Raw genomic sequence first — 26,137 nt, forward strand, 5'->3', positions numbered from 1 at the left:
TCCTTTTAGCTCTGAGTTGTCGACGGTGCGGATGAGCTTTCACGGGCGCCCTGCGCGTCGTCCCGCGCGGCTTGCGCATCGTCGCGCGCGGCCTGCGCGTCGTCCCGTGCGGCCGTGGACGCCGGGCGCTTGGCCAGCTTCTCCACGCTGATTCTGGGCCCGAAGGCGAACCAGTACCACTTGAGGTAGCTCGGCATGAACCGTCCCACGTCGAAGCGGGACTCGCCGAGCTGCCGGTCGAGCCAGATGGTCGGGATCTCGGCGACGGGCAGGCCCAGGCGGGTCGCCTTGGCGGTGAGCTCGATGCCGATCTCGAAGCCGGTCTTGGACTCGATGCCGACCTGGCGCACGAACTGGGTCGAGTACGCCTTGAAGCTGTTGGTGGCGTCCCGCGTCCCGACCCGGGCGAACCAGTGCAGGGTGCGCCCGGCGTTGCGGGACAGGAACCGCTTGAAGCGCGGCCCGCCGACCTGCTGCCCGCCCGGCATGTAGCGCGACGCCGCCGCGACCACGACGCCGCGGTCGACCAGCCGCGCGAGGTCCTCGATCTGGCGCGGGTCGTCGGAGCCGTCGGCCATGGTGACCACGGCCACCGGCGCGCTGGCCACGTCGATGCCGAAGCGGATCGCGTTGGCCGGGCCGCGGCCGTAGGTGTTGAGCACCGGCCGGACCCGCGGATCGCGCGCCCGGACCTCCTCGGCGAAGGGCACCGTGGTGTCCTCGGGCATGTCGTGCACCACGAGGATCTCCGCCGGCATCATCACCTCGCGAAGGATGCGGTCCAGGCAGCGGACGATCGCCTCGCCCTCGTTGTAGACCGGGATGACCACAGAGATCTGTGGCGCCAGGCTCATATACGCACGCCCTTGTTCGTCACGCCCCACATGTCCGCAACCGGGATATCGGTCCGCAGGTCACGGTACTCCGGGTGAGGAGCGGCGATGATGAGCAGGTCCGCGCGGGTGAGCACCTCGTCGAGCGGGACGAACCGGTCGTCCTTGACATAGGGATCGGTGCAGAGCGTCTCCTTGGCCCGCAGCATGACGACCTTGCGCAGCTTGTAGGCCAGCGACTCGCGGATGTCGTCGCTGCCGCCCTTGAAGGCCATGCCGAGGATGCCGACCGTCATCTCGGCGAGGTCGAAGCGCTCCTGGAGCTTCGACACGACGTACAGCGGCAGGCCCTCGTTGATGAGCATCGCGCTGTGGCCGAGGACGAAGTTGTTGTTGTTGAACGCCGCCAGCTGCATCGTGTCCTTGAGCAGGCACGGGCCGGCCGCGAAGCCGGCGCCGGGCATGTCGGCGGCGCGCGGGTACTGGAAGCGGATCGCGTGCCGGATGCGCTCGAAGTCCAGGCCGAAGTCGTTGGACATCATCCAGAACTGGTTGGCCGCGGCGAACTTGATGTAGCGCCAGGTGTTCGTGAACAGCTTGGCCAGCTCCGCCTCCTCCGGCTCCAGCACCACGATCTGGCTCGCCAGGTTGCGGAAGAGCTTCTCGGCCCGCTCGGTCGCCTCGGGCGTGCGGGCGGCGACGATCTGCGGCAGCTCGAACAGCTCGGTCATCGCCTTGCCCTCGGCGATGCGCTCGGGGCAGAACGCGACGTCGGCCTTCACCCCGAGCTTCTTGATCAGCTTCTCGGTGAGCGCGGTGACGCCGGGGTGGACCGTGCTGCGCAGGACGATGAGCTGGCCGTCGCGCAGGAACTCCGCGCACCGCTCGATCGCCTTCGGCACGGCCGCGATGTTGGGATTGAGGTGCTCGTCGACCGGCGTGCCCACGATCACGACCAGGTGCTCGGCCGTGGCCACGGTGCTCGGGTCGGTGCTCGCGGTGAGCCGGCCCTCGGCGACGGCGGTGGCCAGCGGCTCGGCCGCGCCCTCCTCGTCGAAGGGCAGCCGGCCCCCGTTGACCACGTCCACGGCGGCCTGGTTGAGGTCGTACAGGGTCACCTGCAGGCCGCGGGAGGCGAGGGCGATGCCGAGCGGGAGCCCCACCCGGCCGCACCCGCCGATCACCACGACATCGGTGGTGAACCCCGCCGATGCACTGACGTCTGACACGCGCTGCCCCTCCAGGAAGTCGTCGTCCGGCACGGAACGTATCAATGTTGAGAACGCCGCTGGGTGCGGGCAAAGTTCGGCTCCGGCGCCGTGACGCTACCACTTCGGGTCGATCGGGACCGGATCGCGCAGGTCACGAGGGTCGGGTGAGCGCGCGGGTGACGGCGGCCACAGGCATCGGCCGGGGCCGCCGTCACGCGTGCAGCGTCACGCTCCGCGCAGTGCCGCCCCGAGCCGCTCGGCGGCGACCGCGACGGCCGCGTCCCGGGCCGCAAGGGCCTCCTCGCCGGTGAGCGTGCGGTCCGGCGCGCGGAACGTCAGCTTGTAGGCCAGGGACTTGCGGCCCTCGCCGAGCTGGGCTCCGGCGTACACGTCGAACAGGCGCACCGACTCCAGCAGCGCCCCGGCGCCCTCGGTCAGGGCCGCCTCGACCGCACCCGCCGGGGTGGCCGCGTCGACCACGACCGCCACGTCGATCAGCGCGGCCGGGAAGCTCGACAGCCGGGGCGCGATGGACACGCCCGGGATCGGCAGCGCGTCGAGGTCGAGCTCCATGGCCACGGTCCGGCGCGGGAGGTCCAGGTCGGCGCAGACCGCCGGGTGCAGCTCGCCCGCGTGCCCGACGACGGTGTCGCCGACGAGCAGCGCCGCGCAGCGCCCGGGGTGCCACGGCGCCTCGGCCGCGGTCCGCACGGTCAGCTCGACGCCGGCCGCCGCGGCCACGGCGCGGGCCGACTCGACCGCGTCGGCCCAGTCGGCCGGGCGGCCGCCGCCCCACCAGCCGGCCGGGTCGGCCTCGCCGGCGATGACGGTGGCCACGTGCCACGGCTGGTGCGGCAGCAGCGCCTCGACGGCCGCGAACTCGTCCGCGCTCGGCGGGCCGTCGACCCCGTGGGCCGGGGCGACCGCGAGCGGGCCGTCGGGCAGGAAGACCGGCCCGATCTCGAACAGCGCGACGTCGCGCAGGCCGCGCCCGAGGTTGCGGCGCAGCGCGGCGAGCAGCGGCGGCAGCAGCATGGTGCGCAGCGCCGGCTCCTCGTCGGAGAGCGGGTTGCGCAGTTGCAGGGTCTGCCGGCGCGGGTCCTCGGCCGGGATGCGCAGCGCGTCGAGCGCCGCGTCGCCGACGAACGGCCAGCACAGCGACTCGACGTAGCCGGCGTCGGCCAGGGCCCGCCCGACCGTGCGCCGGCGCCGCTGGGTGGCGGTGAGCCCGCGTCCGGGCGGGGCGATCGGCAGGACGCTGGGGATCCGGTCGTACCCGTCGAGGCGCAGCACCTCCTCGGCCAGGTCGGCCGGGTCGTTGAGGTCGTGCCGCCAGCTCGGCGGGGTGACGGTGAGCATGTCACCGTCGGCGACCACCTGGGTGCCGATCTCGGCCAGGATCTCCAGCACCCGCTCGGGCGTGTAGTCGACCCCGGCCAGCTGCGACGGGCGCTGGACCGACATGGTGACCGGCGTCGGCGGGACGACCGCGTAGACGTCGGTGACGCCGGTGGAGACGGTGCCGCCGCCGTGCTCGGCCAGCAGGGCCGCCGCCCGCGCGCAGGCGGCCGCGGTGATCTGCGGGTCGACGCCGCGCTCGTACCGCTTGCCGGCCTCGCTGGGCAGCTTGTGCCGGCGGATGGTGCGGGCGACCGAGCGCGGGTCCCAGTGCGCGGCCTCGAACAGCACGTCGACCGTGGTCTTCGAGACCTCGGTGGTGGTGCCGCCCATGACGGCGGCGAGCGAGACCACGCCCGTGCTGTCGGCGATGACGATGTCCTCCGGGTCGAGCACCCGGTTCACCCCGTCGAGCGTGGTGAGCTTCTCGCCGGCCTGCGCCCGGCGCACGATCAGCGCTCCGGTGAGCTGGCCCAGGTCCCAGGCGTGCATGGGCTGGCCCATCTCGATCATCACGTAGTTGGTGATGTCGACCGGCAGCGAGATCGAGCGGATGCCGGCCGTGGCCAGCCGCGTCTTGATCCACTGCGGGGTGGCCGCGGCCGGGTCGACGCCGCGCACGGCGACGGCGGTGAAGCGGTCGCAGGCGATGGCGTCGAGGACCTCGATCGGGTACGCCTCGCTGCCGTCACCCTCCAGCGGCAGCACCGCCGCGACCGGGTCGCGGTAGGCGCCGCCGAGGGAGTGCGACAGCTCGCGGGCGATGCCGCGCACCGAGAAGCAGTAGCCGCGGTCGGGCGTGATGTTGATCTCGACCACCACGTCGTCCAGGCCGACGATCGGCCGGGCCTCGTCGCCGGGCTTGGCCGAGTCGGGGGCCAGGACGATGATCCCGTCGTGGTCGTCGCTCACCCCGAGCTCCTGGCCCGAGCAGATCATGCCGTTGGAGACGTGGCCGTAGGTCTTGCGGGCCGCGATCTTGAACCCGCCGGGAAGCTCCGCACCCGGCAGCGCCACGACGACCAGGTCACCCTCGGCGAAGTTGCGCGCGCCGCAGATGATGCCCTGGGGCTGCTCGTTGCCGACGTCGACCAGGCAGTACCGGATGGGCTTCTTCAGCCCGGTGAGCTCCTCGATGTTCTCGACCCGGCCGACCACCAGCGGCCCGGTGACGCTGGCGGCGGCGTCGGTCAGCTCCTCGACCTCCAGGCCGACCTTGACCAGGGCCTTCTCCAGCCCGTCGGCGTCGAGGTCGGCCGGGAGGTCGACGTGCTCGCGCAGCCAGGAAAGCGAAACGCGCACCTCAGGCCTCCCATCCGAACGCCCGCGCGTACCGCACGTCGCCCTCCACCATGTCGCGCATGTCACCGGCCTCGTTGCGGAACATCAGCGCCCGCTCGATGCCCATGCCGAATGCGAAGCCGGAGTACTCCTCCGGGTCGATCCCGCACGCGCGCAGCACCCGCGGGTTGACCATGCCGCAGCCGCCCCACTCCACCCAGCGCGGCCCGTCGCGGTGCTGCGGGAACCACAGGTCGATCTCGGCGCCCGGCTCGACGAACGGGAAGTACGACGGGCGCAGCCGGGTGCGGGCCTGGTCGCCGAAGAGCCCCTTGACGAAGTTGTCCAGGGTGCCCTTGAGGTGGCCCATCGTGATGCCCTTGTCCACGACCAGGCCCTCGACCTGGTGGAAGACCGGGGTGTGGGTGGCGTCGAGCTCGTCGGTGCGATACGTGCGGCCCGGGCAGACGATGTAGATCGGCGGCTTGCGGCTGGTCATCGTGCGCGCCTGCACCGGCGAGGTGTGGGTGCGCAGGACGATCCGCGAGTCCTCCCGCTCGTGCGGAGCACCGGCCTTGACGAAGAAGGTGTCCATCATCGAGCGCGCCGGGTGGTCCGGGTGCATGTTGAGGGCGTCGAAGTTGTACCACTCCCACTCGACCTCGGGACCCTCGGCGACCTCGTAGCCCATGCTCACGAACAGGTCGCCGACCCGCTCCATGATCTTGGTCAGCGGGTGCTGGGCGCCGATCGGGCGGCGGGCGGTCGGCAGGGTGACGTCGACCGCCTCCTCGACCAGCACGCGCTGCTCGCGCTCGGCGGTCAGCGCGGCCAGGCGGGCGTCGAACGCGGACTGGATCGCCACGCGGGCGAGGTTGACGCGCTTGCCGGCGTCGGCCTTGCCGGCCGGGGGCAGCGAGCCGATCTCCCGGCGGGCCAGCGACACCGGTGCGCGGTCGCCCAGGTGCTGGTGCTTGAGCGCGGCGAGCGCGTCGAGGTCGCCCGCTCCGGCGAACGCCTTGTCGGCCGCGGCGACCGCGTCGTCGAGCGCGCCCTGGTCGAGCAGCGCGGCCTGTTTCGGATCGTACGGATCATTGCGGTACGTCATCGGACTCTTCCCACGGGAGATTGGCCACGGACAGTGTAGAGAGGTCCGCCCGCCGGTCGTGGGAAGGTGTCAGGAGGTTGTGCGTCCTGTCCGCCCACCGTCACCGGCGGGCCGCATAAACAGGATCATCACGTCACTCCCTCATCGCTTTCGCGGAAGAGTACAAGCATACCGCCGCGGCCGCAGCCAGATTCAGGCTCTCCGCCCCGCCGTAGAGCGGCACCCGCACGCGCAGGTCGGCGTCGAGCTCCTTGGGCAGCCCGTGCGCCTCCGAGCCGAACAACCAGGCACTCGGCTCACTCAAGGTCGCGACCTCGAAGAGATCGGCGTCGCCGTAGCCGTCGGCGGCGAGGACCTGCAGGCCTGCGGCTTGCAACGCGGCGACGGTCCCGGCGGCGTCGCGGGCCCGGACGATGTCGACGTGGAACAGGCTGCCGGCCGACGAGCGCACGGCCTTGCCGTTGTACGGGTCGACGGAGTCGCCGGCGAAGATGACGGCCTTGGCGCCGGCGGCGTCGGCGGTGCGCAGGACGGTGCCGGCGTTGCCGGGGTCGCGGATGTCGACGCAGACGGCGACGAGCCGGGGCCGGGGAGCAAGCGCCTGTTCGAGCGGCACGTCGCGCTGCCGGCAGACGGCCACCACGCCCTGCGGCTGCACCGTGTCGGCGAGCGCCTCGAGCGCCGCGTCATCCACCAGCGACGCGTCCCACTCCGGATAGCGCTTCGCGGCCTCGGCCGTGGCGAAGAGTTCGGTCACTACGCCGGCCTTCAGGGCCTCGCGGACCGCCTGCGGGCCCTCGGCCAGGAAGCGGCCGGTCTCGTCGCGGTCCCGGCGGCGGTGCAGGCGCCGAGCGGCAACGACCCGGGGCGTTCGAACGGTGAACACCCCGGGTCGCGACCGATCGTCGTCAGGCGGCGGCAACGGCCGTCTTCGCCACCTGGACCAGGCCGCTGAAGGCCTTCTCGTCGCTCACGGCGAGCTCGGCCAGGATCTTGCGGTCCACCTCGACACCGGCGAGGCGCAGGCCCTGGATCAGGCGGTTGTACGTCATGCCGTTCGCGCGGGCCGCGGCGTTGATGCGGGTGATCCACAGCTGGCGGAAGTCACCCTTGCGGTCGCGCCGGTCACGGTAGGCGTACTGCATCGAGTGCAGCACCTGCTCCTTGGCCTTGCGGTACAGCCGCGAGCGCTGCCCGCGGTAGCCGCTGGCGGTCTCCAGGACGGTGCGGCGCTTCTTCTGGGCGTTGACCGCCCGCTTTACGCGTGCCACGGTTCTTTACTCCTCAGGCAAGACCGGCCTCGGGGGCTGCGCCCCGTCACAGGCCGGTCGAAAGTCAAGAAAGGTCGGGGGGAGAGCGCCGCTGGTTACCGGCCGAGGAGCTTCTTGATCCTGCGGGTCTCCGTCTTGGCAAGCTCGACGTTGCCGCTCAGGCGGCGGGTCTGCTTGCTCGCCTTGACCTCGAGGTGGTGGCGCTTGCCGGCCGGCTCGGCGAGGAACTTGCCCTTGCCGGTGACCTTGACGCGCTTCCTCATCCCGGAGTGCGGTTTGAACTTCGGCATGCTGATGTTGCCCTTCAGTAGCTCCGGCGCACAGCCAGGCATCCGCATGGTGCGGACCCGCCCGCACGACGCGGTGGTGGACATGATGGTGCGACGCCCCGGGCCGCTCGTCGCGGCCCGGGCGTTATGGCACCCCCGGATCTCTGGTGCGATCCGGGGCGCCGGGGCGGCCCTGGTCAGGCCGTTGTAATTAAGCCTGGTCGGCGGTGACCGGCTCGGGCAGGTCGGCGATTGGTTCGCCCTCCGGACCCGTGCTGCCGTCCGCCTCCGTCTTGCCCTCGCGACGCTCGGTCGCGGCGGCCTTCACGTTGCGATGCGGTGCCAAGACCATGATCATGTTGCGGCCGTCCTGCTTCGGCGCGGCCTCGACGAAACCCAGCTCCGAAATCTCGTCCGAGAGCTTGCGCAGCAGCCGGAAACCAAGCTCCGGGCGGCTCTGCTCGCGGCCACGGAACATGATCGTTACCTTGACCTTGTCGCCCGCCTTGAGGAACCGCACCACGTGACCCTTTTTGGTCTCGTAGTCGTGCGGATCGATCTTCGGGCGGAGCTTCATCTCCTTGATGACGGTCTGCTGCTGGTTACGCCGGGCTTCCCGGGCCTTGAGCGCGCTCTCGTACTTGAACTTGCCGAAGTCCATGAGCTTGCAGACGGGCGGGCGTGCCATGGGCGCAACTTCGACCAGGTCCAGGTCCACGTCGGCGGCCAGCTGGAGCGCGCGCTCGAGCGGGACGATGCCCACCTGCTCACCCTCCGGGCCGACCAGCCGGACCTCACGTGCCCGGATCTGCTCGTTGACGCGTGGCTCGACGCTGATGTGGCCTCCTCGATAGGTACTTCAACTCTGCGGTCTTCCGCACCCCCGGTCCGGCCGGGGAACGCCAAAAACCCCCGCCGCGCATGCGCAGGCGAGGGCCGTTCGATCGCCGCGGCCGGTGGAGGCCACTACGATCGGACCGGACCCGGCCGCCGTGTCAGCTGCGCGGGTGGGGGCTAACGCCCCGCTTCGGACATCCCGTTGTGGGCGGGATGCGGTCGACGAAAACTACTCTACCACGGTCGGTGTCAAGCTCGCCGTGTGCAGCGCCCGCAGCCGCTTGGCCGCCTTCACGGCGTACTCCTTGTCGGACATCTGCACCGCCATCACCGCGACCTTCTCGTCATCGTGCAGGTCCAGCGTCAGCCACGGCGCCCCCCGCCCGAACGTGACCGCCCGCACAACCTCCCACGGCAGGTCATACGAGCCGATGATGTTGCGCACCCGCACCCCCTGCGCATCGGCCTCAACCTTCGGCCGCGTCATCAACAGGATGCCGGCCGCCGCACAAAGCCCGAGCCCGATCATCGCCGCCTGGTCGCCGCGCTGAAAGTAGCCGGGGCCATCGCCCGTCTTGCCGTGCAGCCCGAACGCAATGAGCGTGAAGACCACCACGACGACGAGCGCAAGGACATACGCGATGACCCGGGCCCGCTGAGGCCGGGCGATGACAGGGGCCGTGACTGGTGTGCTGCTCACGGCCCCCAGTCTGCCACTAGGAGGGACCCGGTGCGGTTTTGAGGGGGTGTGGGTGGAGCGAAGCTCCCCCACCGCTTTTCAGGACATTCGACGGTCCAACCCCGCTGCCAAGGCGCCCACACAGCGCCAAGACCTTCCAGTGCCCGTCCAGCCCCAGAGGGTCCTACAGGCGACAGGCGTGGATTCCAGTCACCAGAATGGCCCGCGCACCAACCTCGTAGAGCTCGTCCATGATCCGGTGCACCTCGGCCTGGCGGACCATGGCCTGCACGGCCAGCCAGCCCTCGCGGTGCAGGTTGGAGATCGTGGGCGACTCGATGCCCGGGGTGAGCGCGACCGCCGCGTCGAGGGCGTCCTCGCGCACGTCGTAGGCGAGCATCACGTACTGGCGGGCCACGAGCACGCCCTGCAGCCGGCGCAGCAGCTGGGCCATCCCGGCCGGCTCCTCGCCCGCGCGGCGGATGAGCAGCGCCGAGGACTTGAGGATCGGCTCGCCGAGCGTCTCCAGCCCGGCCTGGCGCAGGGTCTTGCCCGTCTCCACCACGTCGGCGATGACGTCGGCCACGCCGAGGCGGATGGCGTTCTCCACGGCGCCGTCGAGCCGGATGACCTCGGCCCGCACGCCGTGCTCGGCGAAGTAGCGCTCCATGACGCCCGGGTAGGCGGTGGCGATCCGCAGCCCCTCCAGGTCGGACGGGGCGGAGCCCTTCACCGAGCCGGGCACGGCGGCGAAGCGGAAGGTGGCGCGGCCGAAGTCGAGGTCGAGCACCTCCACGGCCGGGCTGCCCGCGTCGATGAGCAGGTCGCCGCCGGTGATGCCGAGGTCGAGGTCGCCCGAGCCGACGTAGGTGGCGATGTCGCGGGGCCGCAGGTAGAAGAACTCGACGCCGTTGGGCTCGTCGCGGCAGAGCAGGTCCTTGGGGTCGGAGCGCTGGCGGTAGCCGGCCTCCTGGAGCATCTGGGTGGCGGGCAGGGCGAGGGTGCCCTTGTTGGGCACGGCGATGCGAAGCACGGGCTTGTCTCCTCGGAGTGCGGAAAGGACGGGGGGACCGACCTACAGATGTCGGTAGACGTCCTCCAGCGACAGCCCTGTCGCCAGCATCAGGCACTGCACCTGGTAGAGCAGCTGGGAAAGCTCCTCCGCGGTGCGCTCGGCTCCCTCGTGCTCGGCGGCCATCCAGCTCTCGGCGGCCTCCTCCACGACCTTCTTGCCGATGAAATGCACACCCTTCTCCAGCGCCGCCACGGTGCCGGATCCCGGGGTGCCGGCCGCCGCCTTGTCGCTCAGCTCGGCGAACAGCTCGTCGAAGGTCTTCACGGGCAGGGATTCTCGCAGGCCTGGGGCCGGAAACGGAATCGCTTTGATGACAGGCGTGTCGCCGGTCACCCCACCGAGAACTCGTGATCGTCCACCCATTGGACGCTGCCGTCCTTCTCAGAGACGAAAAACGCCTCCACGGTGTACCGCCCGGAAGGCAGCGAAATCTGCACGCGCGCCTCCCCCAGCGCCGGGGCGCCAGCCGTGAGCTGCACGGACTGGTCGTAGACGATGGCGCCGGCGGCGTCGCGGACCCGCACGCGGACGGTGCCTTCGAAGACCACTCCGGCGACGTACGCCGTGAACGTCTTCCCCACCACCGCCCCCTGGTCGGGCTCGATGACCCAGACCGGCGCCTGCAGCTCGGACAGCGTCCCCTGGCGCAGCAGCCCGCTGGTGTCGACCGCCCCCCACAGCCGGGCCACGGGCTGCCCGTCGACGAGCAGCCGCACCCCGTCGCTGTGCCCCATCGAGGTGTACCGCGCGGCGGCCAGGACGGTGTACACGAGCTGCTGGACGGCGAGCTTGGCCTCTGCCGGGGCGGTGCCGACCCCGCCGAGGTCCACGGTGACCTGGCTGCCGGAGATCGCGACGCCGTGCACCTCGACGTCGGCGGGCCAGAGGCTCTTGTAGTCGGGATCCTTGGCCCGGCCCTGCAGGGAGAGCGTCACGGCGGCCTTGAGGCGGCCCGCGTCGTCACCGGCGGTGGCGGGGAGGAACTCGCGGTACAAGCGGCCGTTGCGGGTGAAATAGGCGGGCAGGTCGACCTCCTGCGGTGCCGCCCCGCTCGGCGGCCGCGCGCTGGGGCTCGTCGGCGGCTCGGACCGCGATTGGCTCGGCGAGGACCCCGGCGGCAGGGTGCGGTGCTCGTCCCCGGCGCTCGCCACGACCACCACGCCGATCGCGATCGCCGCGGCCACCGCGGCCGCCGAGGCGAGAGCCGTGCGCAGGCTGCGCTGCCAGGTGCCGGCCGCGGTGCGCCGGCGGATGTTCGGCAGCGCGTCCGGCGACGTCTCCACCTCGTCGGCCCGCGCCCGCAAGGCCTCCCGCAGCCGGTCCTCGGCGCTCTGCCCGGGCCTCACGCCGTCACCTCCGCAAGCTCCGGCGCCGGCGCGACAACCCTGCGCCCCCGGTGAGCGGCTCCTCCGCTTCGCTCCAGACCACTCACAGTGCCGCCTCCAGGCTCTGCCGCAGGGCCTGCATGCCGCGGGAGGCGTGGCTCTTGACCGCGCCGCGGCTGACCCCCATCGCGTCGGCGATCTCGGCCTCGGAGAGCTCGGCGTAGTACCGCAGCACGATCGCCTCGCGCTGGCGGGTGGGCAGGCGCCGTACCGCCTCCAGGACCTCCCGGTGCCGCAGCAGGCTCAGCGCGCCCGTCTCCGCGCTCGCCACGATCAGGGGTCCGTCCGGCCCGCGGGCGATGTGCCGCTCGGCCACGCCCCGCTTGCGCAGCGCCGACCGGGCCCCGTTGAGCACGCTGGTGCGCAGGTACGCCAGCGCCTTGTCCGCGTCGCGCAGCCGCCGCCACCGGCGGTGCAGCGCGACGTACGCGTCCTGGACCACGTCCTCCGCGACCCCCTCGTCGTGCAGGAGCAGCACCGCGAGGCGCACCAGCCCCCGGTAGTGCGCGGCGAACAGCGCCCCGATCGCGTCGTCGGCGCTCCACCGCCGCGCGTCGTCGTCGCGCGTCGATCCGTCCGGAATCGAACTGTCTGGGGTCGCTGCCCGCACCGGATTACCGTCCCATGCCGCGGCGGTGGCTTCGGCCATCACACCCAGACGACGCGCGGGTCCGCCCATCGGTTTACCGGGCTGATCACCTGGTTACCCTGAGCCTCGTGGATACGGAGCCGAAGTACACCGACGAAGAGTGGGGCCTGCTCGTCGGGCTCCCCCAGTCCGTCCTGATCGCCGCGTCCCAGGCCGAGGCCGACGGCACCCGGCGGACCCGCGAGGAGTGGACGGCGGGCATGACCGCGATCGCCGACGGCCGCGGCTCGTCCAGCGAGCTCGTGAAGACCGTCGCCGCCGAGGTGGTCAGCCGCCAGGGTGACGTCACCGACGGCGAGGACCCGCCGGTCATCCAGTTCCCCGACCGGGACGCGGGCCTGGCCGACGTGATCTCGCGGGCCCGCGCGGCCCACGAGCTGCTGGCCGGCAAGTCCGAGCACGCCGACGCCGAGGCGTACCGCTACTGGGTCGTCACCGTCGCCGACGTGGTCGTCGGCGCGGCCAGCACCGGCGGGGTGCTCGGCATCGGCGGCGAGCAGGTCACCCCGGCCGAGCGCGGCTTCCGCGACGAGCTGGCCGCCGCCCTCGAGGTCTGAGCGCACGGAAAATCTGAGCACGCGGAAAAGGGGTGGGAGCGCGGCTCCCACCCCTTCGTTCTGGAACGGTTCAGGACTTGGCGACCAGGCGCAGCGCGACCGCCGCGTCCAGGGCGGCGATCGAGGCCGCGTAGCCCTTGTCCTCCGCGGAGTCGGCGAACCCGGCCCGGGCCCGCGCCTGCTCGTAGTTGTCGACCGTGAGCACCCCGTGCGCGACCGGCGTCGCGCAGTCCAGGGCGACCCGGGTCAGTCCGTCGGTGACGGACTGGCAGACGTACTCGAAGTGCGCCGTGTCGCCGCGGATGACCACGCCGAGCGCGACCACCGCGTCGAACCGGTGGGCCAGGCCCTGCGCCAGCACCGGCAGCTCGACCGCGCCGTCGACCCGGGCCACCGTGATGTGGTCCACGTTCGACGCCTCGCCGGCCTCGATCGCCCGGTTCAGCATGTGGTCGACCAGCTCACCGTGCCACCGGGTGGCCACGATGCCGAGCGTCAGACCGCTGCCGTCCACCCGCTGCAGTACGGGCGCCCCACTTCCTGCCATTACGCCAGTCCCTCCGCGACCTCGTCGAGCTCGTCCAGCAGGTGCCCCATGCGGTCCCGCTTGGTGCGCAGGTAGCGCACGTTCTCGGGATGCGGCCGGGTGGGCAGGGGCACACGACCCAGCACGGACAGACCGTACCCTTCCAGACCCGCGCGCTTCGCCGGATTGTTCGTGAGCAGCCGCATGGTTTTGATCCCGAGGTCGACCAGGATCTGGGCGCCGGTGCCGTAGTCGCGCGCGTCGGCGGGCAGGCCGAGGTCCAGATTGGCGTCCACGGTGTCCCGGCCGAGGTCCTGCAGCTGGTACGCCTGCAGCTTGTGGATGAGGCCGATGCCCCGCCCCTCGTGCCCGCGCATGTAGAGCACCACGCCGCGGCCCTCGGCGGCCACCATCTTCAGCGAGGCCTCCAGCTGGGGGCCGCAGTCGCAGCGCACCGAGCTGAACACGTCGCCGGTCAGGCACTCGGAGTGCACCCGGACCAGGACGTCCTCGCCGTCGCCGAGGTCGCCGTAGACGAGCGCGATGTGCTCGCCGTTGCCGTAGTGCTGGGTGTACCCGACCGCCCGGAAGACCCCGTGCTCGGTGGGCAGCCGCGTCTCCGCGAGCCGCTCGATCTGCTGCTCGGTGTGCCGGCGGTAGGCGATGAGGTCGGCGATGCTGATGAGGGCCAGCTCGTGCTCGGCGGCGAACGCGCGCAGGTCCGGCAGCCGCATCATGGTGCCGTCGTCGTTGACCATCTCGCAGAGCACGCCGGCCGGGCGCAGGCCGGCCATGGTGGCCAGGTCGACCGCGGCCTCGGTGTGCCCGGCCCGGCGCAGCACCCCGCCGTCCTTGGCCCGCAGCGGCACGATGTGCCCGGGCCGGCTCAGGTCGTGCGGCTGGGTGGACTCGGCGGAGAGCAGCTTGATGGTGCGGGCCCGGTCGGCGGCGGAGATGCCGGTGGTGCCGCCGAAGCGCGCGTCGACGGTCACCGTGTACGCGGTGCCGCGGCGGTCCTGGTTGGTGCGGTACATCGGCGGGAGGTCGAGCCGGTCGGCCTCGGCCTCGGTGATCGGCACGCAGATGTAGCCCGACGTGTAGCGGACCATGAACGCGACGAGCTCGGGGGTGGCGAACTCGGCCGCGAAGATCAGGTCGCCCTCGTTCTCGCGGTCCTCGTCGTCCACCACGATGACCGGGCGGCCGTCCGCGATGTCCTTGATCGCCCGCTCGATCGGGTCCAGGTTGGTGATCGGCGCGCTCATGACTGCGCCTTCCCCAGAAGCTTCTCCACGTACTTGGCCATGATGTCGACCTCCAGGTTGACGCGCTCGCCGACGCCCTTGGCGCCGAGCGTGGTGAGCTTGAGCGTGGTCGGGATCAGCCCGACCGAGAACGTGTCCTCCGTGACGGCCATGACGGTCAGCGAGATGCCGTCGACCGTGATGGAACCCTTCTCCACGACGTAGCGCCCCAGCCCCTCGGGCAGCGCGAACGTCACCGTCTCCCACTGGTCGCCGGACTCCCGGGAGAGGATCTCCCCGACCCCGTCGACGTGGCCCTGCACGATGTGCCCGCCGAGCCGGGTGGCCATGGTGGCCGCGCGCTCGAGGTTCACCGCCGAGCCGGACCGCAGCGCGCCGAGCGTCGAGCGCTTGAGCGACTCCCCCATCACATCGGCGGTGAAGACCCCGTCGGCGTTGTCGACCACGGTCAGGCAGACCCCGTTGACCGAGATCGAGTCGCCGTGGGCGGCGTCGGCGGTGACGGTCGCGCCGCGGATCGCGAGGCGGGCGGAGTCGCCCAGCTCGTCGATCCCCACGACGGTCCCGAGCTCTTCGATGATGCCGGTGAACACTGCTCACGCACCTTTCACTGTCGCCGTCAGGCGCACATCGGGCCCGATCCGGGCTAGGTCGACAACGTCGAGCGTCAAGGCCTCGGCGATGCTGGAGATGCCCGCGAAGCCCAGGGCGGCCGGTCCGGCCCCGAGCAGCTTGGGCGCGAGATAGGCGACGACCCGGTCGACCAGGCCGGCCGCCAGGAACGCCCCGGCGAGGGTCGGGCCGCCCTCCAGCAGCGCCACCCGCACCCCGCGGGCATAGAGTTCGCGCAGCATGGCCGGCAGGTCGGCACCCGGCGTCACCCAGGTGGCGGCCGAGCGGTCCATGATGCGGAAGGTGCCGCCGTCGAGCTCGGCGCCGCGCTTGCCGGTGACGACCACCCGCAGCGGCTGCCGGTCGGCCGGCACGCCCTGCGGGGAGCGGACGGTGAGCTGGGGATCGTCGGCCAGGACGGTGCCGATGCCGGCGATGATCGCGTCGACGCCGGAGCGCAGGCGGTGCACGTCGGCCCGGGCGTCCGGGGACGTGATCCACTTGCTGGTGCCGTCGGCGGCGGCCGAGCGGCCGTCCATGGTGGCGGCGAACTTCCAGATGACGTAAGGGGTGCCCCGGGTGACCGCGGTGAGCCAGCCCTCCATCGCGTCGTGGGCGGCTTCGTGCAGTACCAGACCGATTTCGACGACGACCCCGGCGGCGCGCAACGTCTCGGCCCCCCCGGCGGCGACCGGGTTGGGGTCGGCCACCCCGACCACGACCCGGGCCACCCCGGCCGCGACCAGGGCGCGCGAGCAGGGGCCGGTGCGACCCGTGTGGTTGCAGGGCTCCAGGGTGACATAGGCGGTGGCCCCGCGGGCCCGCTCGCCCGCCGCCAGCAGCGCCCGGACCTCGGCGTGCGGCCCGCCGGCCGGAGCCGTGCGCCCCTCGCCGACGATCTCGCCACCGGGCGCGACCAGCACGCAGCCGACATTGGGGTTCGGGCTGGTCTCGCCGAGGCTCAGGCGCGCCAGCTCGATGGCGCGTCGCATGAACGTCTCGTCGTCTGCCATGGCCCTCTCCCGCGTGGTCCGTGATCACACGCGGGGGGACGCCAATGGCACCCGGTCAGCGCCGGGAAACGCGCGGCGACCCTCCGGAATCCCCCGAAAACGGGTGACACCGGATCCCGCGCGCTGAACTCCCATCCGGACTTTGACCGTCGGCCCTGGACTCACACCAGGTCCACCGGCCGATGGCTTCGACCGGGTCGCGGGCTTCCGCTCCCGTCAGGGGCGGTTACCGCCGGTTCGGAATTTCACCGAGCCCCGCCAGCGCGTGGTGGGTACTTACGCTGAGTCTGACACACATCCGCCGGTCCTTACCTTCTCCGTTGCGGGATATGTGTCACAACTCGACGGCGCTGCGCCGGTCGACGGCCACGTAGTTGCCGTTGTGCTTCTTGGCCACCTTCTTCATCTCGGTGGCGATCGAGATGACCTCGCGGGGGTCGGTGAACTTGCCGCTCTCGGGGGTCGCGACGGCCACCCCGATCGACAGGGTGACCAGGTTGGGCTGCTGGACCTCGCCGGTGCGGGAGACGACCTCGATGTAGCCGCGCTCGGCGTCCACCGGGTCGTAGAGGGCGTCGGCGGCCGCCTCGAAGGCCAGGATCGCGTTGGTGGTGAGGTCCTTGAGCTGCTCCGGGGTGCACACGATGAGGAAGTCGTCGCCCCCGATGTGGCCCAGGAAGGCCGGCGGCAGCCCGATGTCAACCACGGCCCGGTGCAGCGCGCGGGCCAGCGCGATGATGAACTCGTCGCCGCGCTGGAAGCCGTACACGTCGTTGACCGGCTTGAACCGGTCGATGTCCACGTGCGAGACGGCGAAGTCGGTGCCGGCCCGGGCCCGGTCGGTGATCTCGCGCAGGATGCGGCTGTTGCCGGGCAGCCCCGTCAGCGGCGACACCTCGCGGTTCTCCTTGTTGCGCCGCAGCGTGGAGTGCACCCGGGCGACGAGCTCGGTGGTGTCGAACGGCTTGACCAGGTAGTCGTCGGCCCCGGCCTGCAGGCCGATCACCTTGTCGGCGGTCTGCCCGCGGGCGGTCAGCAGGATCACCGGCATCGAGGCGGTCATCGGGTCGGCCCGCAGCTTGCGGGTCAGCTCCAGGCCGTCCAGCTGCGGCATCATCCAGTCCACGACCGCGAGCGCGGGCTTGTGCTCGTGGATGAGGCCGAGCGCGGTCGCCCCGTCGTTGGCCACCAGCACCTCGAAGCCCTCGAGGTCGAGGTTCACCTTGATGAACCGGGCGATGTCGACGTCGTCGTCGACCACGAGGATCACGTCGCGTTCGCCCACTGCCGTCCCGTCTGTCAGGTCACTCGTTCGGGTGCACGGCGCTCAGCCGCCGGCGGCGAGCGCGCGCAGCTTGCGCACGGCCGCGGCCGGGTCGTCCGCCGCGTAGACGGCGGTTCCGGCCACGAACGTGTCCGCCCCCGCCTGCGCACACGCCGCGATCGTATCTTCGGCCACGCCGCCGTCGACTTCAATGCGCAAATCGAGATGACCGGTGTCAATGTGGCGGCGGGCCGTGCGGACCTTGTCCAGCAGCTCGGGCAGGAAGGCCTGGCCGCCGAAGCCGGCCTTGATGGTCATGATCAGCAGCAGGTCGAAGTGCGGCAGCAGCTCCAGGTACCCCTCGACCGGCGTGTCGCGGTCGATCGCCAGCCCGGCGCGGCTGCCGGCCGCGTGCAGGTCCTTGGCGACGGCGACCGGGTCGGTGGCCGCCTCGGCGTGGAACGTCACGTTGTAGGCCCCGGCCTCGGCGTAGTCGGTCGCCCAGCGGGCCGGGTCGGAGATCATGAGGTGGCAGTCGAACGGCATCGTGGTCGCCGCGCGCAGGCTCTTGACCACCGGCAGCCCGATCGTCAGGTTGGGCACGAAGTGGTAGTCCATGACGTCGACGTGCAGCCAGTCCGCGGCCCCCTCGACGGCGCGGGCCTCCTCGGCCAGGCGAGCGAAGTCCGCAGCGAGAATCGAGGGCGCGATCAGCAGGTTGTCCGGCACAGGCGTGATGCTATCGGCGAACTCGGCCCGCCCGCCGCGAACCCCGCGGCATTCCTGCGAGAATGTCAGGTATGGATGTCGTCGAGGCCATCATCAGCGATCACGTACGGTTCGAGCGGTTGCTGCGCACGCTTCGGGCCCGTGACACCGACACCGAGGGGGTGCGGGCCCGGCGCACGGCGGTGCGGGCCGAGCTCGCCGACCTCCTCGTGGGGCACGCGGCGGCGGAGGAGTCGGAGGTGTACCCGAAGCTGCGCGAGCTGTTCGGCGGCGGCGACCACGTGGAGCACGGGGCCGACGAGCACGTCGAGGGGCACGTCCGGCTGCTGGCCCTGCTCGACGTCGGCGACGTGCTCGCGCCGGAGTTCGACCGGGCGCTGGGCAAGCTGTCCAACTCCCTGATGCACCACCTCGACGAGGAGGAGCGCACCCTGCTCAACGACGCCCGGCTGCGGCTGGACGCCGCGACCCGGGCCGCGCTCGGGCGGGCCTGGGTCGCCGAGCGGGACCGGCTGATCGCGGCCGGGTGCGGGTCACGGGCCGGGGTGGCCGCGCTGATCCCGCACCAGCGCTCTAGCTCGCACGTTTGAGCAGAGCCACGAACATCGCGTCGGTACCGTGCCGGTGCGGCCACAGCTGGACCGTGGGGCCGGTGCCCACCTCGGGCAGGCTCGCCGGCAGGTGGGGGCGCGCGTCCATCAGCTCCATGTCGATCGACGCGCGGCGGGCCGCCTCCGTCACCGACACCTCGGTCTCGGCCTGGTGCGGCGAGCACGTGACGTACGCCACGACACCGCCGGGCCGTACCGCGCGAAACGCCGACTGCAGCAGCTCCCGCTGCAGCCGGGTCAGCGGCGGCAGGTCCGACGGCTGGCGGCGCCAGCGTGCCTCGGGCCGGCGGCGCAGGGCCCCCAGGCCGGTGCACGGCGCGTCCACGAGCACCCGGTCGAACCCGCCCTCGGGCAGGTCCTGGTCCTTGCCGACGTCGCGGCCGTCCGCGTTGATCGTGTAGACCGGCAGCCGCTCCGTGGCCCGGGCGACCAGCGCCGCCCGGTGGTGGGCGACCTCGACCGCGGTCACGTGCGCGTCCCGCTCGGCCGCCAGCGCGCCGAGCAGTCCCGCCTTGCCGCCGGGGCCCGCGCACAGGTCGAGCCAGCGCTCGTCCGGCCCGGTGAGCTCGGCGTCGGCGAGCACCGCGGCGACGAGCTGGCTGCCCTCGTCCTGCACGTGGGCCCGCCCGTCGCGCACGGCCGCGATGCCGCCCGGGTCGCCACCGCCCGACAGCACGACCGTGAACGGCGAGTACCGCCCGACGGTCGCCCCGCGCAGCGACGCGGCCAGGTCGGCCCCGCTGATCAGGCCCGGCCGGGCGCACAGGTGCACCGGCGGCGGCAGGTTGTCCGCGTCCAAAGCCAGCTCGGCCTCGTCGAGCGAGCCCAGCGCGTCGGCGAACGCGTTGACGATCCACGCCGGGTGGGCGTGCGCGAGCGCGGCCCGGCCGATCGGGTCGGCCGGGGCCAGGCGCTCGATCCAGGCCGCGCGGTCGGACTCGGCGACCCGGCGCAGGACCGCGTTGGAGAAGCCGGCCGCGCCCGGGACCAGCGAGCGGACCAGGTCCACGGTGGTGGCCACGGCTGCGTGGGCGCCGACGCGCATGTGCAGCAGCTGGTACGCCCCGATCCGCAGCGCGTCGCGCACCGGCGGGTCGATGCGCTCCATCGCCCGGTCGGCCGCGGCGGCCACGATCGCGTCGAGGGTGCCGGTCTGGCGCAGCGTGCCGTAGGTCAGCTCGGTCGCGAACGCCGCATCGCGCCCCGACACCCCGTTCTCGCGCAGGATGCCGGGCAGGACGAGGTTGGCGTAGGCGTCGTCGCGGTGCACGGCGGCCACGGCCTCGTACGCGGCCTCGCGGGCCGGGTCGATCGCGGGCCGGCCGCCCCGCGGGGGCCGGGCGAGCCGGTCGTCGCGCCCACCGGCGGGCCGCTGACCGGGGCCCCGCCGAGGAGCCGAGCGCATCAAGACACGAGCTCCCCGGACTCGACCCGGGCGCCCCGGGCCCACGCGTCGGCCGGCATCGCCTTCTTGCCGGGCGCGGTGACGGTGCCGAGGACCACGGGGACGGTGCCGGTGCCGACCAGGACCCGGTTGCGCTCGACGACGAGCTCGCCGGGTGCGGGCGCGGGCGGGTTGCCGGCGATCACGGTCGCGGCCGTGAGCGGGGTCACCGGGCCGAGCTTGAGCCGGTCGCCGCGGAACGTCGTCCACGCGCTCGGGGCCGGGGTGCAGGCGCGCACCCGCCGGTCGACCGCGAACGCCGGGTCGGCCCACCGCACCTGCGCGTCCTCGACGGTCAGCTTGGGTGCGGTCGAAATGCCTTCGTGCGGCTGCGGTACCGCCGACAGGGTCCCCGCCTCGATCCCGTCCAGGACGCGCACGAGCAGCTCCGCCCCCGACACGGCGAGCCGCTCCAGCAGGTCGCCGGAGGTGTCGCGGGGCCCGACGGCCTCGGTCAGCGTGCCGTAGACCGGGCCGGTGTCCAGCCCCTCCTCCAGCAGGAACACGCTCGCGCCGGTGACCTCGTCGCCGTGCAGGACGGCGTGCTGGACCGGAGCCGCGCCGCGCCAGGCCGGCAGCAGCGAGAAGTGCAGGTTCACCCAGCCGTACCGGGGAATGTCCAGCGCGCTGCGCGGGACCAGGGCGCCGTAGGCGACGACCGGCGCGCAGTCGGGCTCCAGCTCGCGCAGCCGGTCCTGGAACTCGGGCTCGCGCGGCTTGGCCGGGGTGAGGACGGGAATCTTCCGCGCCGCGGCCCAGGCGCTGACCGGCGACGGGACCAGGTTGCGGCCGCGGCCCGAGGGCGCGTCCGGGCGCGTGACGACCGCCACGAGCTCGTGCTTGGAGTCGGCGATCGCGTCGAGGGCGGGCAGGGCCACCTGGGGCGTGCCCGCGAAGACCAGCCTCATCGGATGCCGAACAGCCCGTGCGGGCTCGCCTTGACCACCGGCGGCGCTTCGGGGTTGTACCACTCCGCTGCCCGGATCTCCTTCATGGCCTGCTTCCGTCGCTCGGGATCGAGGCGGTCCACGAACAGCACCCCGTCGAGGTGGTCGGTCTCGTGCTGGGCACAGCGGGCCATCAGCCCGGTGCCGACGATCTGGATCGGGTCGCCGTGCTGATTGAACCCCTTGGCGATGACGTTCTGCCGCCGCTTGGTGTCGATGTACACCCCGGGGATGGACAAGCAGCCCTCGGGCCCGTCCTGCTCCTCCTCGTCGGGGAACTCCAGCACCGGGTTGACCAGGTGCCCGACGACGTCGTCGACGTCGAAGGAGAACACCCGCAGCCCGACCCCGATCTGCGGCGCGGCGAGCCCGGTGCCGTTCTGCTGGTGCATGGTCTCCAGCAGGTCGCTCACCAGCTTGCGCAGCTCCTTGTCGAAGTCGACGACCGGGTCGGCCTCGGTGCGCAGCACTGGATCGCCGAACAGGCGGACGGACTGGACGGTCAAGCGGCACCCCAACGTGAAGAATCGGACCGAGGATCGGTGGAATTCGAGCCTGTCAAGTCTAGAGCCCGTGCCGCGGTCGGGCTCAGCGCCCCAGTGCGGACTCGAGCACGGCCGGCAACGGCGGCGCACCCTCGCGGTTGTCCACCTCGACGTGCGGCACCGCGGGGGGCCGGTCCGGCGGGATGGCGGCCAGGAACTCCGGCCACCGCGCCAGCTTCTGCCCGTCCCGGTGCGACCCCCGGGCCAGCAGCCGGCGCCGCAGGGTGGCCGGGTCGGAGCGGACCCAGACCAGCGTCACCGGGTCCCCGCCCAGCGCGGCCACGAAGGAGGCCCACCGCGACGGGTCCGAGATCTGGCCGGTGAACGGCCCCGAGAGCAGCACCGGGCACCCGTGCGAGCGGATCTCCCGGGCGGTCGCGGCCAGCCCGCCGTACTCGTGGACCTTGATGTTGGTGTCGTACCAGGGACCCTCCCGCTCACCCGCGGGGCGGCCCGCCGCCTCCAGGGTGGCCGCCACGAAGTCGCCGTAGACCGTGTCCTTGTCCAGCAGGGCCGGGGTCGGGGCCAGCAGGCGCAGCAGCAGGCTCGCGACCGTGGACTTGCCGGCGCCCGGCGGGCCGGCGACCACCCAGGCCGGGGCGGTCATGCCGACACCTCCGCAAGCTCCGGCACCGGCACGACAGAACTGTGCTCCTGATTCGCGGCCCCTCCGCTCCGCTCCGGACCGCTCATGCGACGAGGAGCTGGTTCGTGGCCAGCTCGCGGTAGAGCGGGCTGGTCTCCAGCAGTTCTTCGTGCCGGCCCACGGCTGCGACCCGGCCCGCCTCCAGGACCACGATCTGGTCGGCGTCCACGACGGTCGACAGGCGGTGGGCCACCACGATCATGGTGCGGTCGCGGGCCACGGTGTCGATCGCCTCGCGCAGGGCCACCTCGTTGCGGGCGTCAAGGTTCGACGTCGGCTCGTCCAGCAGGAGGATCGGGGGCGCGGCCAGCAGGGTACGGGCGATCGCCAACCGCTGCCGCTCGCCCCCGGACAGCAGCACGCCGCCCTCGCCGACCTGCGCGTCCAGGCCCTCCGGGGTGCGGCCGACGATCTCCGTCAGGTTGACCGCGGCCAGCACCGCGAGCATCTGGGCCTCGGACGCGTCCGGGACCGTGAGGCGGAGGTTCTCGCGCAGCGAACCGGCGAGGACGGGGGCCTCCTGCTCGACGTACCCGAGCTGGGCGCGCAGGGCGGTGCGGGGCAGGTCGCGCACGTCCACGCCGGCCACCCGGACCGTGCCCCCGGTCACGTCGTAGAAGCGCTCGGCCAGCTGCAGCAGGGTCGACTTGCCGGCGCCGGACGGGCCGACCAGCGCGGTGCGGGTCCCGTACGGCACCGCGAACGACACGTCCCGCAGGATCGTCTCCGGCGAGGCGGCGTAGCCGAACGTGACGCGCTCGAAGACCACCGCCGCCGGGCCGCCGGACGGGGTGGCGGTGCCGGTGTCGGCCTCCAGCGGCACGGCCAGGATGTCCTCCATCCGCTGCAGCGCGCCGAGGCCGGTCTGCAGCTGGGTGTACGCGTGCAGCGCCTGCCCCAGCGGCATGACCAGGAAGAACAGGTAGAGGACGAACGCGACGAGGTCGCCGACGCTGATCGTGCCGGCGGCGACCCGGGCACCCCCGACGCCGAGCAGCAGCAGGAACGCGCCCTGGATGGCGGCGATGCTGGCCGGGCCGACGAGGGCCTGCAGGCGGGCGATGCGCACGCCGGCGCGGTACGCCTCCTCGGCGCTCGTCTCCACGGCCGCGATCTCGCGGTCCTCGGCGTTGCTGGCCCGGATCGTGCGGGCGGCCGACAGCGCGCGCTCCACGGCGCTGGTCATCTCGCCGATGCGCTCCTGCGCCGCCTCGGAGGCCGGCCGGACCCGGCGGGAGAAGATCACCGCGATCGACAGGCCGACGGCGAGGCCGAGCCCGGCGGTGAGGAACAGGATCGGGTCGAGCAGCAGCATCGCCACGGCCGCGCCGACCACCATCACCGCGCCGGTGACGGTCTCGAACAGCCCGGACGTGACCACGGCCCGCAGCAGGGTGGTGTCCGCGCCGACCCGGGAGAGCAGGTCACCGGTACGGCGTGCGTCGTACTCGCTGATCGGCAGCCGCAGCAGGTGCCGGGTCAGCCGCCGGCGCGAGCTGAGCACCAGCCCCTCGGCCGTGCGCTGCAGCAGGTAGTCGCGGAACGCGTTGATCACGGCGACGGCGGCCAGCACCACGACGAGCAGCGCCACGGTGCCCCCGACGGCCCGGGACGCCTGTAGCCCGTCGAGCACCTGGCGGGTCAGCAGCGGCTGGGCGAGCGTGGTGACGGAACCGAGGAGGGAGAGGACCCCGACGACGACGAGGGTGGCCCGATGATCACGGAGGTAGGGCAGCAACGACCGCAGCGAGACGCGAGGCGAGGCGGACACGCGTTCAAAGGTACTTTCTCGTCACACCAAGTCGAGTCACACCAAGTCGAGTGGATCGATCTGGATGCGGACCGGGTCGGCGGCCTTGCGCACCGAGCGCGCCCCCGCCGCCGCCTTCAACGCGTGCGCGAGCGCCTTGCCGGCCGACCTCGCCGTGCGGACGAGCATCCGCTCCTGCCCCTCGGCGGCCGGGACCGGGCCCAGCACCTCCGCCCCGGGCGGCAGCTCCGCCAGCGACAACAGCTCCGCCACCGCCGCCGGGGCGCCGGTCAGGGCCGCCATCCGCGCCGCCGGCGGAAAGCCCAGCTCCCGCCGGTCCGCGAGCTCGCGCGCGGCCAGCCACGCCGGGTCGAAGCGCAGCAGCGCCTGCACCGCCGCGAGGCCGCCGTCGGCGACCACCACCACCGGGGCGCCCGGCCGGGCCAGGGCGGCCGCCGCGAACCAGCGGCGCAGCGCCTCCTCCGTGCCGCGCAGGTCGGCCCGGGTCAGGAAGGCCCAGGTGTCGAGCAGCAGGACCGCGCCGAAGCCGCCCTCGGCGAGCGGCTCGGCACCGGGCGTGGCGACGACCAGCGCGGCCTCCCCCGGCACCGACGTCAGGATCTCGTCGCGGCCCGACGTGCGCACCGGCGTGTCCGGGAAGGCCCGCGCCAGCTCCTCCGCCGTGCGCCGGGCGCCGATGACCGCGGCGCGCAGGCGGTGGCTGCCGCACTCCGGGCAGGCGTGGCCGGCGTCCGGGCGGCCGCACCAGCGGCAGACCGGCACCCCGTCGGCGGCCGGGAGGGCGAGCGGGCCGGAGCAGTGCGCGCACCGGGCCGGGGTGAAGCAGTCGGCGCACGCGACCGCGGGCAGATAGCCGCGCCGGGGCACCTGGATCAGCACCGGGGCCCCGCCGGCCAGGGCCTCGCGGGCGGCGCGCCAGGCCACGGTGGGCAGCCGGGCGGCGGCGGCCTGCGGGTCCCGGCTGCGCTCGTGCTCGCCGACGAACTGCACCCGCGGCATGGCGCGCCGCAGCTCGTCCCGGGTCGCGCCGACCTCGATCGCCCAGCGGGTCTCCACAAGCTGTTGCGCTTCTGCGGTACGCCCGAAGCCCCCCACGATCGCCGCACACCCCTCCAGCTCGGCGCGGGCCAGCAGGACCTGCCGGGCGTGCGGATAGGGCGCCCGCTGCTCGGCGTGCAGGTCGTCCCCGTCGTCCCAGATGGCGACCAGGCCCAGCCCGGCGACGGGGGCGAACGCGGCCGCGCGGGTGCCGATCACGATCCGGGCGGTACCGCGCGCGGCGGCCAGAAAGCGCCGGTACCGCTCGGCCGGCCCGATCGCCGCCGACAGCGCCACATGCCGCCCGGGCCCGCCGAGCACCCGCAGCAGCGCGGCGTCCAGGCGATCGAGGTCACGGGCGTCGGCCACCACGATGAGCGCGCCCTTCCCGGCGGCGAGGCTGGTCGCGGCCGCCTCGGCCAGCCGGGCGGGCCAGTCCTCGCCGGGCAGCGCCGTCCAGACCGCGCGCGGCTTCCGATCGTCGGCGATGGCCCGCAGCAGCGCACTCCCGGCGTGGTATCTGGCCCACCCCTCAAGGGGGCCACCCTCCGAGGGCGGCGGGGCCACGAACGGCTCGGGCGCCGGGGGCGGGTCCGCCGCCTCGGCGCGCGCGTGGCGGGGCGGGATGGCGAGGCGGAGGACGTCGGAGAGGGTGCCCGCGTACCGGTCGGCGATCTCCCGCGCCAGCCGCTCGACCTCCGGCGTCAGCACGCGCTCCGGCGAGACGACCTTCTCCAGGTACGACAGCCGCCCCTCGTGCGTCGTCTCCGCGCCCCGCGCGAGCACGAAGCCGTCCACGACCTGGCCGGAGAAGCGGACCTTCACCCGCGTCCCGGGCCGGGCCGCCGCCGCGGATTCGGCGGGGACCAGGTAGTCGAAGGGGCGGTCCAGGTGCGGCAGCGGGCTGTCGACGCAGACCCGGGCGATCGGCGAATCGTCGGCCGCGCGTTTCGGCGGGGCGGCCTTGCGGGCGGCGCGCGCCTTCCCGCCGGCGTTTCCGGCAATGCGCTCGGCGGCCGCCCGCGGCTTCAGTTCCGACTCGGGGAACAACGCCGATTCAATAGGCTCCGATGGGTCAATAGACTCTGCTAGATCTGTTGAGCGCTCGACATCGGCGGGTGAAGCTGAATGAATAGACTCATCTGGATTAGCGCCAGGTGGCGGAAATGACGG

27 protein-coding genes and 1 riboswitch are annotated in these 26,137 nt (G+C 72.9%); of the genes, 2 read left to right on the forward strand and 25 right to left on the reverse strand.

The annotated features are described in order from the left end of the window. Positions 1–5: 5 nt before the first annotated feature. The 13 genes from ACQP00_RS41645 to ACQP00_RS41705 all read right to left on the reverse strand — a co-directional run bounded on the left by ACQP00_RS41645 (position 6) and on the right by ACQP00_RS41705 (position 11,957). The gene (locus ACQP00_RS41645; RefSeq protein WP_433207595.1) at positions 6–854 is read right to left on the reverse strand and encodes a glycosyltransferase family 2 protein; all 849 of its coding nucleotides are present in this window, start codon (positions 852–854) and stop codon (positions 6–8) included. Next, positions 851–2,095, reverse strand: a complete 1,245-nt coding sequence (locus ACQP00_RS41650) for a nucleotide sugar dehydrogenase (RefSeq protein ID WP_433207598.1) — start codon at positions 2,093–2,095, stop codon at positions 851–853. The genes ACQP00_RS41645 and ACQP00_RS41650 overlap by 4 nt, the downstream gene beginning before the upstream one ends. A gap of 174 nt (positions 2,096–2,269) precedes the next feature. Continuing rightward, a complete protein-coding gene (gene pheT / locus ACQP00_RS41655; protein ID WP_433207601.1) occupies positions 2,270–4,744 on the reverse strand; it encodes a phenylalanine--tRNA ligase subunit beta in 2,475 nt (824 codons plus the stop codon). A 1-nt stretch (position 4,745) separates the two neighbouring features. Continuing rightward, positions 4,746–5,831, reverse strand: coding sequence for a phenylalanine--tRNA ligase subunit alpha (pheS, locus tag ACQP00_RS41660; protein ID WP_433207604.1), 1,086 nt, complete (start codon positions 5,829–5,831; stop codon positions 4,746–4,748). A gap of 133 nt (positions 5,832–5,964) precedes the next feature. After that, positions 5,965–6,717: a TrmH family RNA methyltransferase gene (locus ACQP00_RS41665; protein WP_433207607.1), complete on the reverse strand. Its 753-nt coding sequence runs from the start codon at positions 6,715–6,717 to the stop codon at positions 5,965–5,967. A gap of 22 nt (positions 6,718–6,739) precedes the next feature. Next, complete coding sequence (gene rplT / locus ACQP00_RS41670) at positions 6,740–7,102, reverse strand: 50S ribosomal protein L20 (RefSeq protein WP_432837158.1); 363 nt, start codon at positions 7,100–7,102, stop codon at positions 6,740–6,742. Positions 7,103–7,197: 95 nt separating this feature from the next. Beyond that, complete coding sequence (rpmI, locus tag ACQP00_RS41675; RefSeq protein WP_433066849.1) at positions 7,198–7,392, reverse strand: 50S ribosomal protein L35; 195 nt, start codon at positions 7,390–7,392, stop codon at positions 7,198–7,200. A 190-nt stretch (positions 7,393–7,582) separates the two neighbouring features. Next, on the reverse strand, positions 7,583–8,209 hold the full coding sequence (gene infC, locus ACQP00_RS41680) for a translation initiation factor IF-3 (protein WP_433224166.1): 627 nt from the start codon (positions 8,207–8,209) through the stop codon (positions 7,583–7,585). Between the two features lie 228 nt (positions 8,210–8,437). Next, on the reverse strand, positions 8,438–8,908 hold the full coding sequence (locus tag ACQP00_RS41685) for a PH domain-containing protein (protein WP_433207610.1): 471 nt from the start codon (positions 8,906–8,908) through the stop codon (positions 8,438–8,440). Between the two features lie 163 nt (positions 8,909–9,071). Next, on the reverse strand, positions 9,072–9,920 hold the full coding sequence (gene hisG / locus ACQP00_RS41690) for an ATP phosphoribosyltransferase (RefSeq protein WP_433207613.1): 849 nt from the start codon (positions 9,918–9,920) through the stop codon (positions 9,072–9,074). A 42-nt stretch (positions 9,921–9,962) separates the two neighbouring features. Then, positions 9,963–10,226 (reverse strand): phosphoribosyl-ATP diphosphatase, encoded by a 264-nt coding sequence (locus ACQP00_RS41695; RefSeq protein WP_433207616.1) that lies wholly within the window; start codon positions 10,224–10,226, stop codon positions 9,963–9,965. 65 nt (positions 10,227–10,291) lie between these two features. Then, positions 10,292–11,308, reverse strand: coding sequence for a Gmad2 immunoglobulin-like domain-containing protein (locus ACQP00_RS41700; RefSeq protein ID WP_433207619.1), 1,017 nt, complete (start codon positions 11,306–11,308; stop codon positions 10,292–10,294). Between the two features lie 82 nt (positions 11,309–11,390). Further along, positions 11,391–11,957, reverse strand: coding sequence for a SigE family RNA polymerase sigma factor (locus ACQP00_RS41705; RefSeq protein ID WP_433207622.1), 567 nt, complete (start codon positions 11,955–11,957; stop codon positions 11,391–11,393). A 107-nt stretch (positions 11,958–12,064) separates the two neighbouring features. On the opposite strand from ACQP00_RS41705, the gene ACQP00_RS41710 reads away from it, so the two are divergent. Then, complete coding sequence (locus ACQP00_RS41710) at positions 12,065–12,553, forward strand: hypothetical protein (protein WP_433207625.1); 489 nt, start codon at positions 12,065–12,067, stop codon at positions 12,551–12,553. A 70-nt stretch (positions 12,554–12,623) separates the two neighbouring features. On the opposite strand, the gene ribH is transcribed toward ACQP00_RS41710, so the two are convergent. From ribH to rpe, 6 genes are all read right to left on the reverse strand, one after another. Next, positions 12,624–13,100, reverse strand: coding sequence for a 6,7-dimethyl-8-ribityllumazine synthase (ribH, locus tag ACQP00_RS41715; RefSeq protein ID WP_433207628.1), 477 nt, complete (start codon positions 13,098–13,100; stop codon positions 12,624–12,626). Further along, positions 13,100–14,344: a bifunctional 3,4-dihydroxy-2-butanone-4-phosphate synthase/GTP cyclohydrolase II gene (locus ACQP00_RS41720; RefSeq protein ID WP_433207631.1), complete on the reverse strand. Its 1,245-nt coding sequence runs from the start codon at positions 14,342–14,344 to the stop codon at positions 13,100–13,102. Before ACQP00_RS41720 ends, ribH begins: the two co-directional genes overlap by 1 nt. Then, entirely contained in the window at positions 14,341–14,937 is a 597-nt protein-coding gene (locus ACQP00_RS41725; protein WP_433207634.1) for a riboflavin synthase, read from the reverse strand. The genes ACQP00_RS41720 and ACQP00_RS41725 overlap by 4 nt, the downstream gene beginning before the upstream one ends. A gap of 3 nt (positions 14,938–14,940) precedes the next feature. After that, the gene (gene ribD, locus ACQP00_RS41730; RefSeq protein ID WP_433207637.1) at positions 14,941–15,969 is read right to left on the reverse strand and encodes a bifunctional diaminohydroxyphosphoribosylaminopyrimidine deaminase/5-amino-6-(5-phosphoribosylamino)uracil reductase RibD; all 1,029 of its coding nucleotides are present in this window, start codon (positions 15,967–15,969) and stop codon (positions 14,941–14,943) included. Between the two features lie 118 nt (positions 15,970–16,087). Beyond that, a riboswitch (FMN riboswitch) is annotated at positions 16,088–16,236 on the reverse strand. A 67-nt stretch (positions 16,237–16,303) separates the two neighbouring features. After that, positions 16,304–17,254: a GGDEF domain-containing response regulator gene (locus ACQP00_RS41735; protein WP_433207640.1), complete on the reverse strand. Its 951-nt coding sequence runs from the start codon at positions 17,252–17,254 to the stop codon at positions 16,304–16,306. 42 nt (positions 17,255–17,296) lie between these two features. Continuing rightward, the gene (rpe, locus tag ACQP00_RS41740; protein WP_433207643.1) at positions 17,297–17,962 is read right to left on the reverse strand and encodes a ribulose-phosphate 3-epimerase; all 666 of its coding nucleotides are present in this window, start codon (positions 17,960–17,962) and stop codon (positions 17,297–17,299) included. Between the two features lie 71 nt (positions 17,963–18,033). On the opposite strand from rpe, the gene ACQP00_RS41745 reads away from it, so the two are divergent. Continuing rightward, complete coding sequence (locus tag ACQP00_RS41745; protein ID WP_433207646.1) at positions 18,034–18,552, forward strand: hemerythrin domain-containing protein; 519 nt, start codon at positions 18,034–18,036, stop codon at positions 18,550–18,552. Here the strand turns inward: ACQP00_RS41745 and ACQP00_RS41750 are convergent. From ACQP00_RS41750 to ACQP00_RS41775, 6 genes are all read right to left on the reverse strand, one after another. Beyond that, positions 18,536–19,978 carry an RsmB/NOP family class I SAM-dependent RNA methyltransferase gene (locus ACQP00_RS41750; RefSeq protein WP_433207649.1) on the reverse strand — a complete coding sequence of 481 codons (1,443 nt, stop codon included), beginning with the start codon at positions 19,976–19,978 and terminating at the stop codon, positions 18,536–18,538. The two genes, ACQP00_RS41745 and ACQP00_RS41750, sit on opposite strands and share 17 nt — an antisense overlap. Then, complete coding sequence (fmt, locus tag ACQP00_RS41755; protein WP_433207652.1) at positions 19,978–20,925, reverse strand: methionyl-tRNA formyltransferase; 948 nt, start codon at positions 20,923–20,925, stop codon at positions 19,978–19,980. The genes ACQP00_RS41750 and fmt overlap by 1 nt, the downstream gene beginning before the upstream one ends. Continuing rightward, positions 20,922–21,470 (reverse strand): peptide deformylase, encoded by a 549-nt coding sequence (gene def / locus ACQP00_RS41760; protein ID WP_433207655.1) that lies wholly within the window; start codon positions 21,468–21,470, stop codon positions 20,922–20,924. Before def ends, fmt begins: the two co-directional genes overlap by 4 nt. Positions 21,471–21,552: 82 nt before the next feature. After that, a complete protein-coding gene (locus ACQP00_RS41765; RefSeq protein WP_433207658.1) occupies positions 21,553–22,116 on the reverse strand; it encodes an AAA family ATPase in 564 nt (187 codons plus the stop codon). An 82-nt stretch (positions 22,117–22,198) separates the two neighbouring features. Next, complete coding sequence (locus tag ACQP00_RS41770; protein ID WP_433207661.1) at positions 22,199–23,926, reverse strand: ABC transporter ATP-binding protein; 1,728 nt, start codon at positions 23,924–23,926, stop codon at positions 22,199–22,201. Between the two features lie 36 nt (positions 23,927–23,962). Continuing rightward, positions 23,963–25,891 (reverse strand): primosomal protein N', encoded by a 1,929-nt coding sequence (locus ACQP00_RS41775; protein WP_433224167.1) that lies wholly within the window; start codon positions 25,889–25,891, stop codon positions 23,963–23,965. Positions 25,892–26,137: the final 246 nt, after the last annotated feature.

Source organism: Dactylosporangium sp. CS-047395 (assembly GCF_050942185.1).
Taxonomy (GTDB): domain Bacteria; phylum Actinomycetota; class Actinomycetes; order Mycobacteriales; family Micromonosporaceae; genus Dactylosporangium.

Bases quoted from the DNA above. Each gene is read 5' to 3' on its own strand.
- ACQP00_RS41645 (WP_433207595.1), bottom strand. From the start codon at position 854: ATGAGCCTGGCGCCACAGATCTCTGTGGTCATCCCGGTCTACAACGAG.
- ribD (WP_433207637.1), bottom strand. From the start codon at position 15,969: ATGGCAGACGACGAGACGTTCATGCGACGCGCCATCGAGCTGGCGCGC.
- ACQP00_RS41720 (WP_433207631.1), bottom strand. From the start codon at position 14,344: ATGAGCGCGCCGATCACCAACCTGGACCCGATCGAGCGGGCGATCAAG.
- fmt (WP_433207652.1), bottom strand. From the start codon at position 20,925: ATGAGGCTGGTCTTCGCGGGCACGCCCCAGGTGGCCCTGCCCGCCCTC.
- ACQP00_RS41765 (WP_433207658.1), bottom strand. From the start codon at position 22,116: ATGACCGCCCCGGCCTGGGTGGTCGCCGGCCCGCCGGGCGCCGGCAAG.
- ACQP00_RS41750 (WP_433207649.1), bottom strand. From the start codon at position 19,978: ATGCGCTCGGCTCCTCGGCGGGGCCCCGGTCAGCGGCCCGCCGGTGGG.
- ACQP00_RS41745 (WP_433207646.1), top strand. From the start codon at position 18,034: ATGGATGTCGTCGAGGCCATCATCAGCGATCACGTACGGTTCGAGCGG.
- rpmI (WP_433066849.1), bottom strand. From the start codon at position 7,392: ATGCCGAAGTTCAAACCGCACTCCGGGATGAGGAAGCGCGTCAAGGTC.
- pheS (WP_433207604.1), bottom strand. From the start codon at position 5,831: ATGACGTACCGCAATGATCCGTACGATCCGAAACAGGCCGCGCTGCTC.
- ribH (WP_433207628.1), bottom strand. From the start codon at position 13,100: ATGGCAGGAAGTGGGGCGCCCGTACTGCAGCGGGTGGACGGCAGCGGT.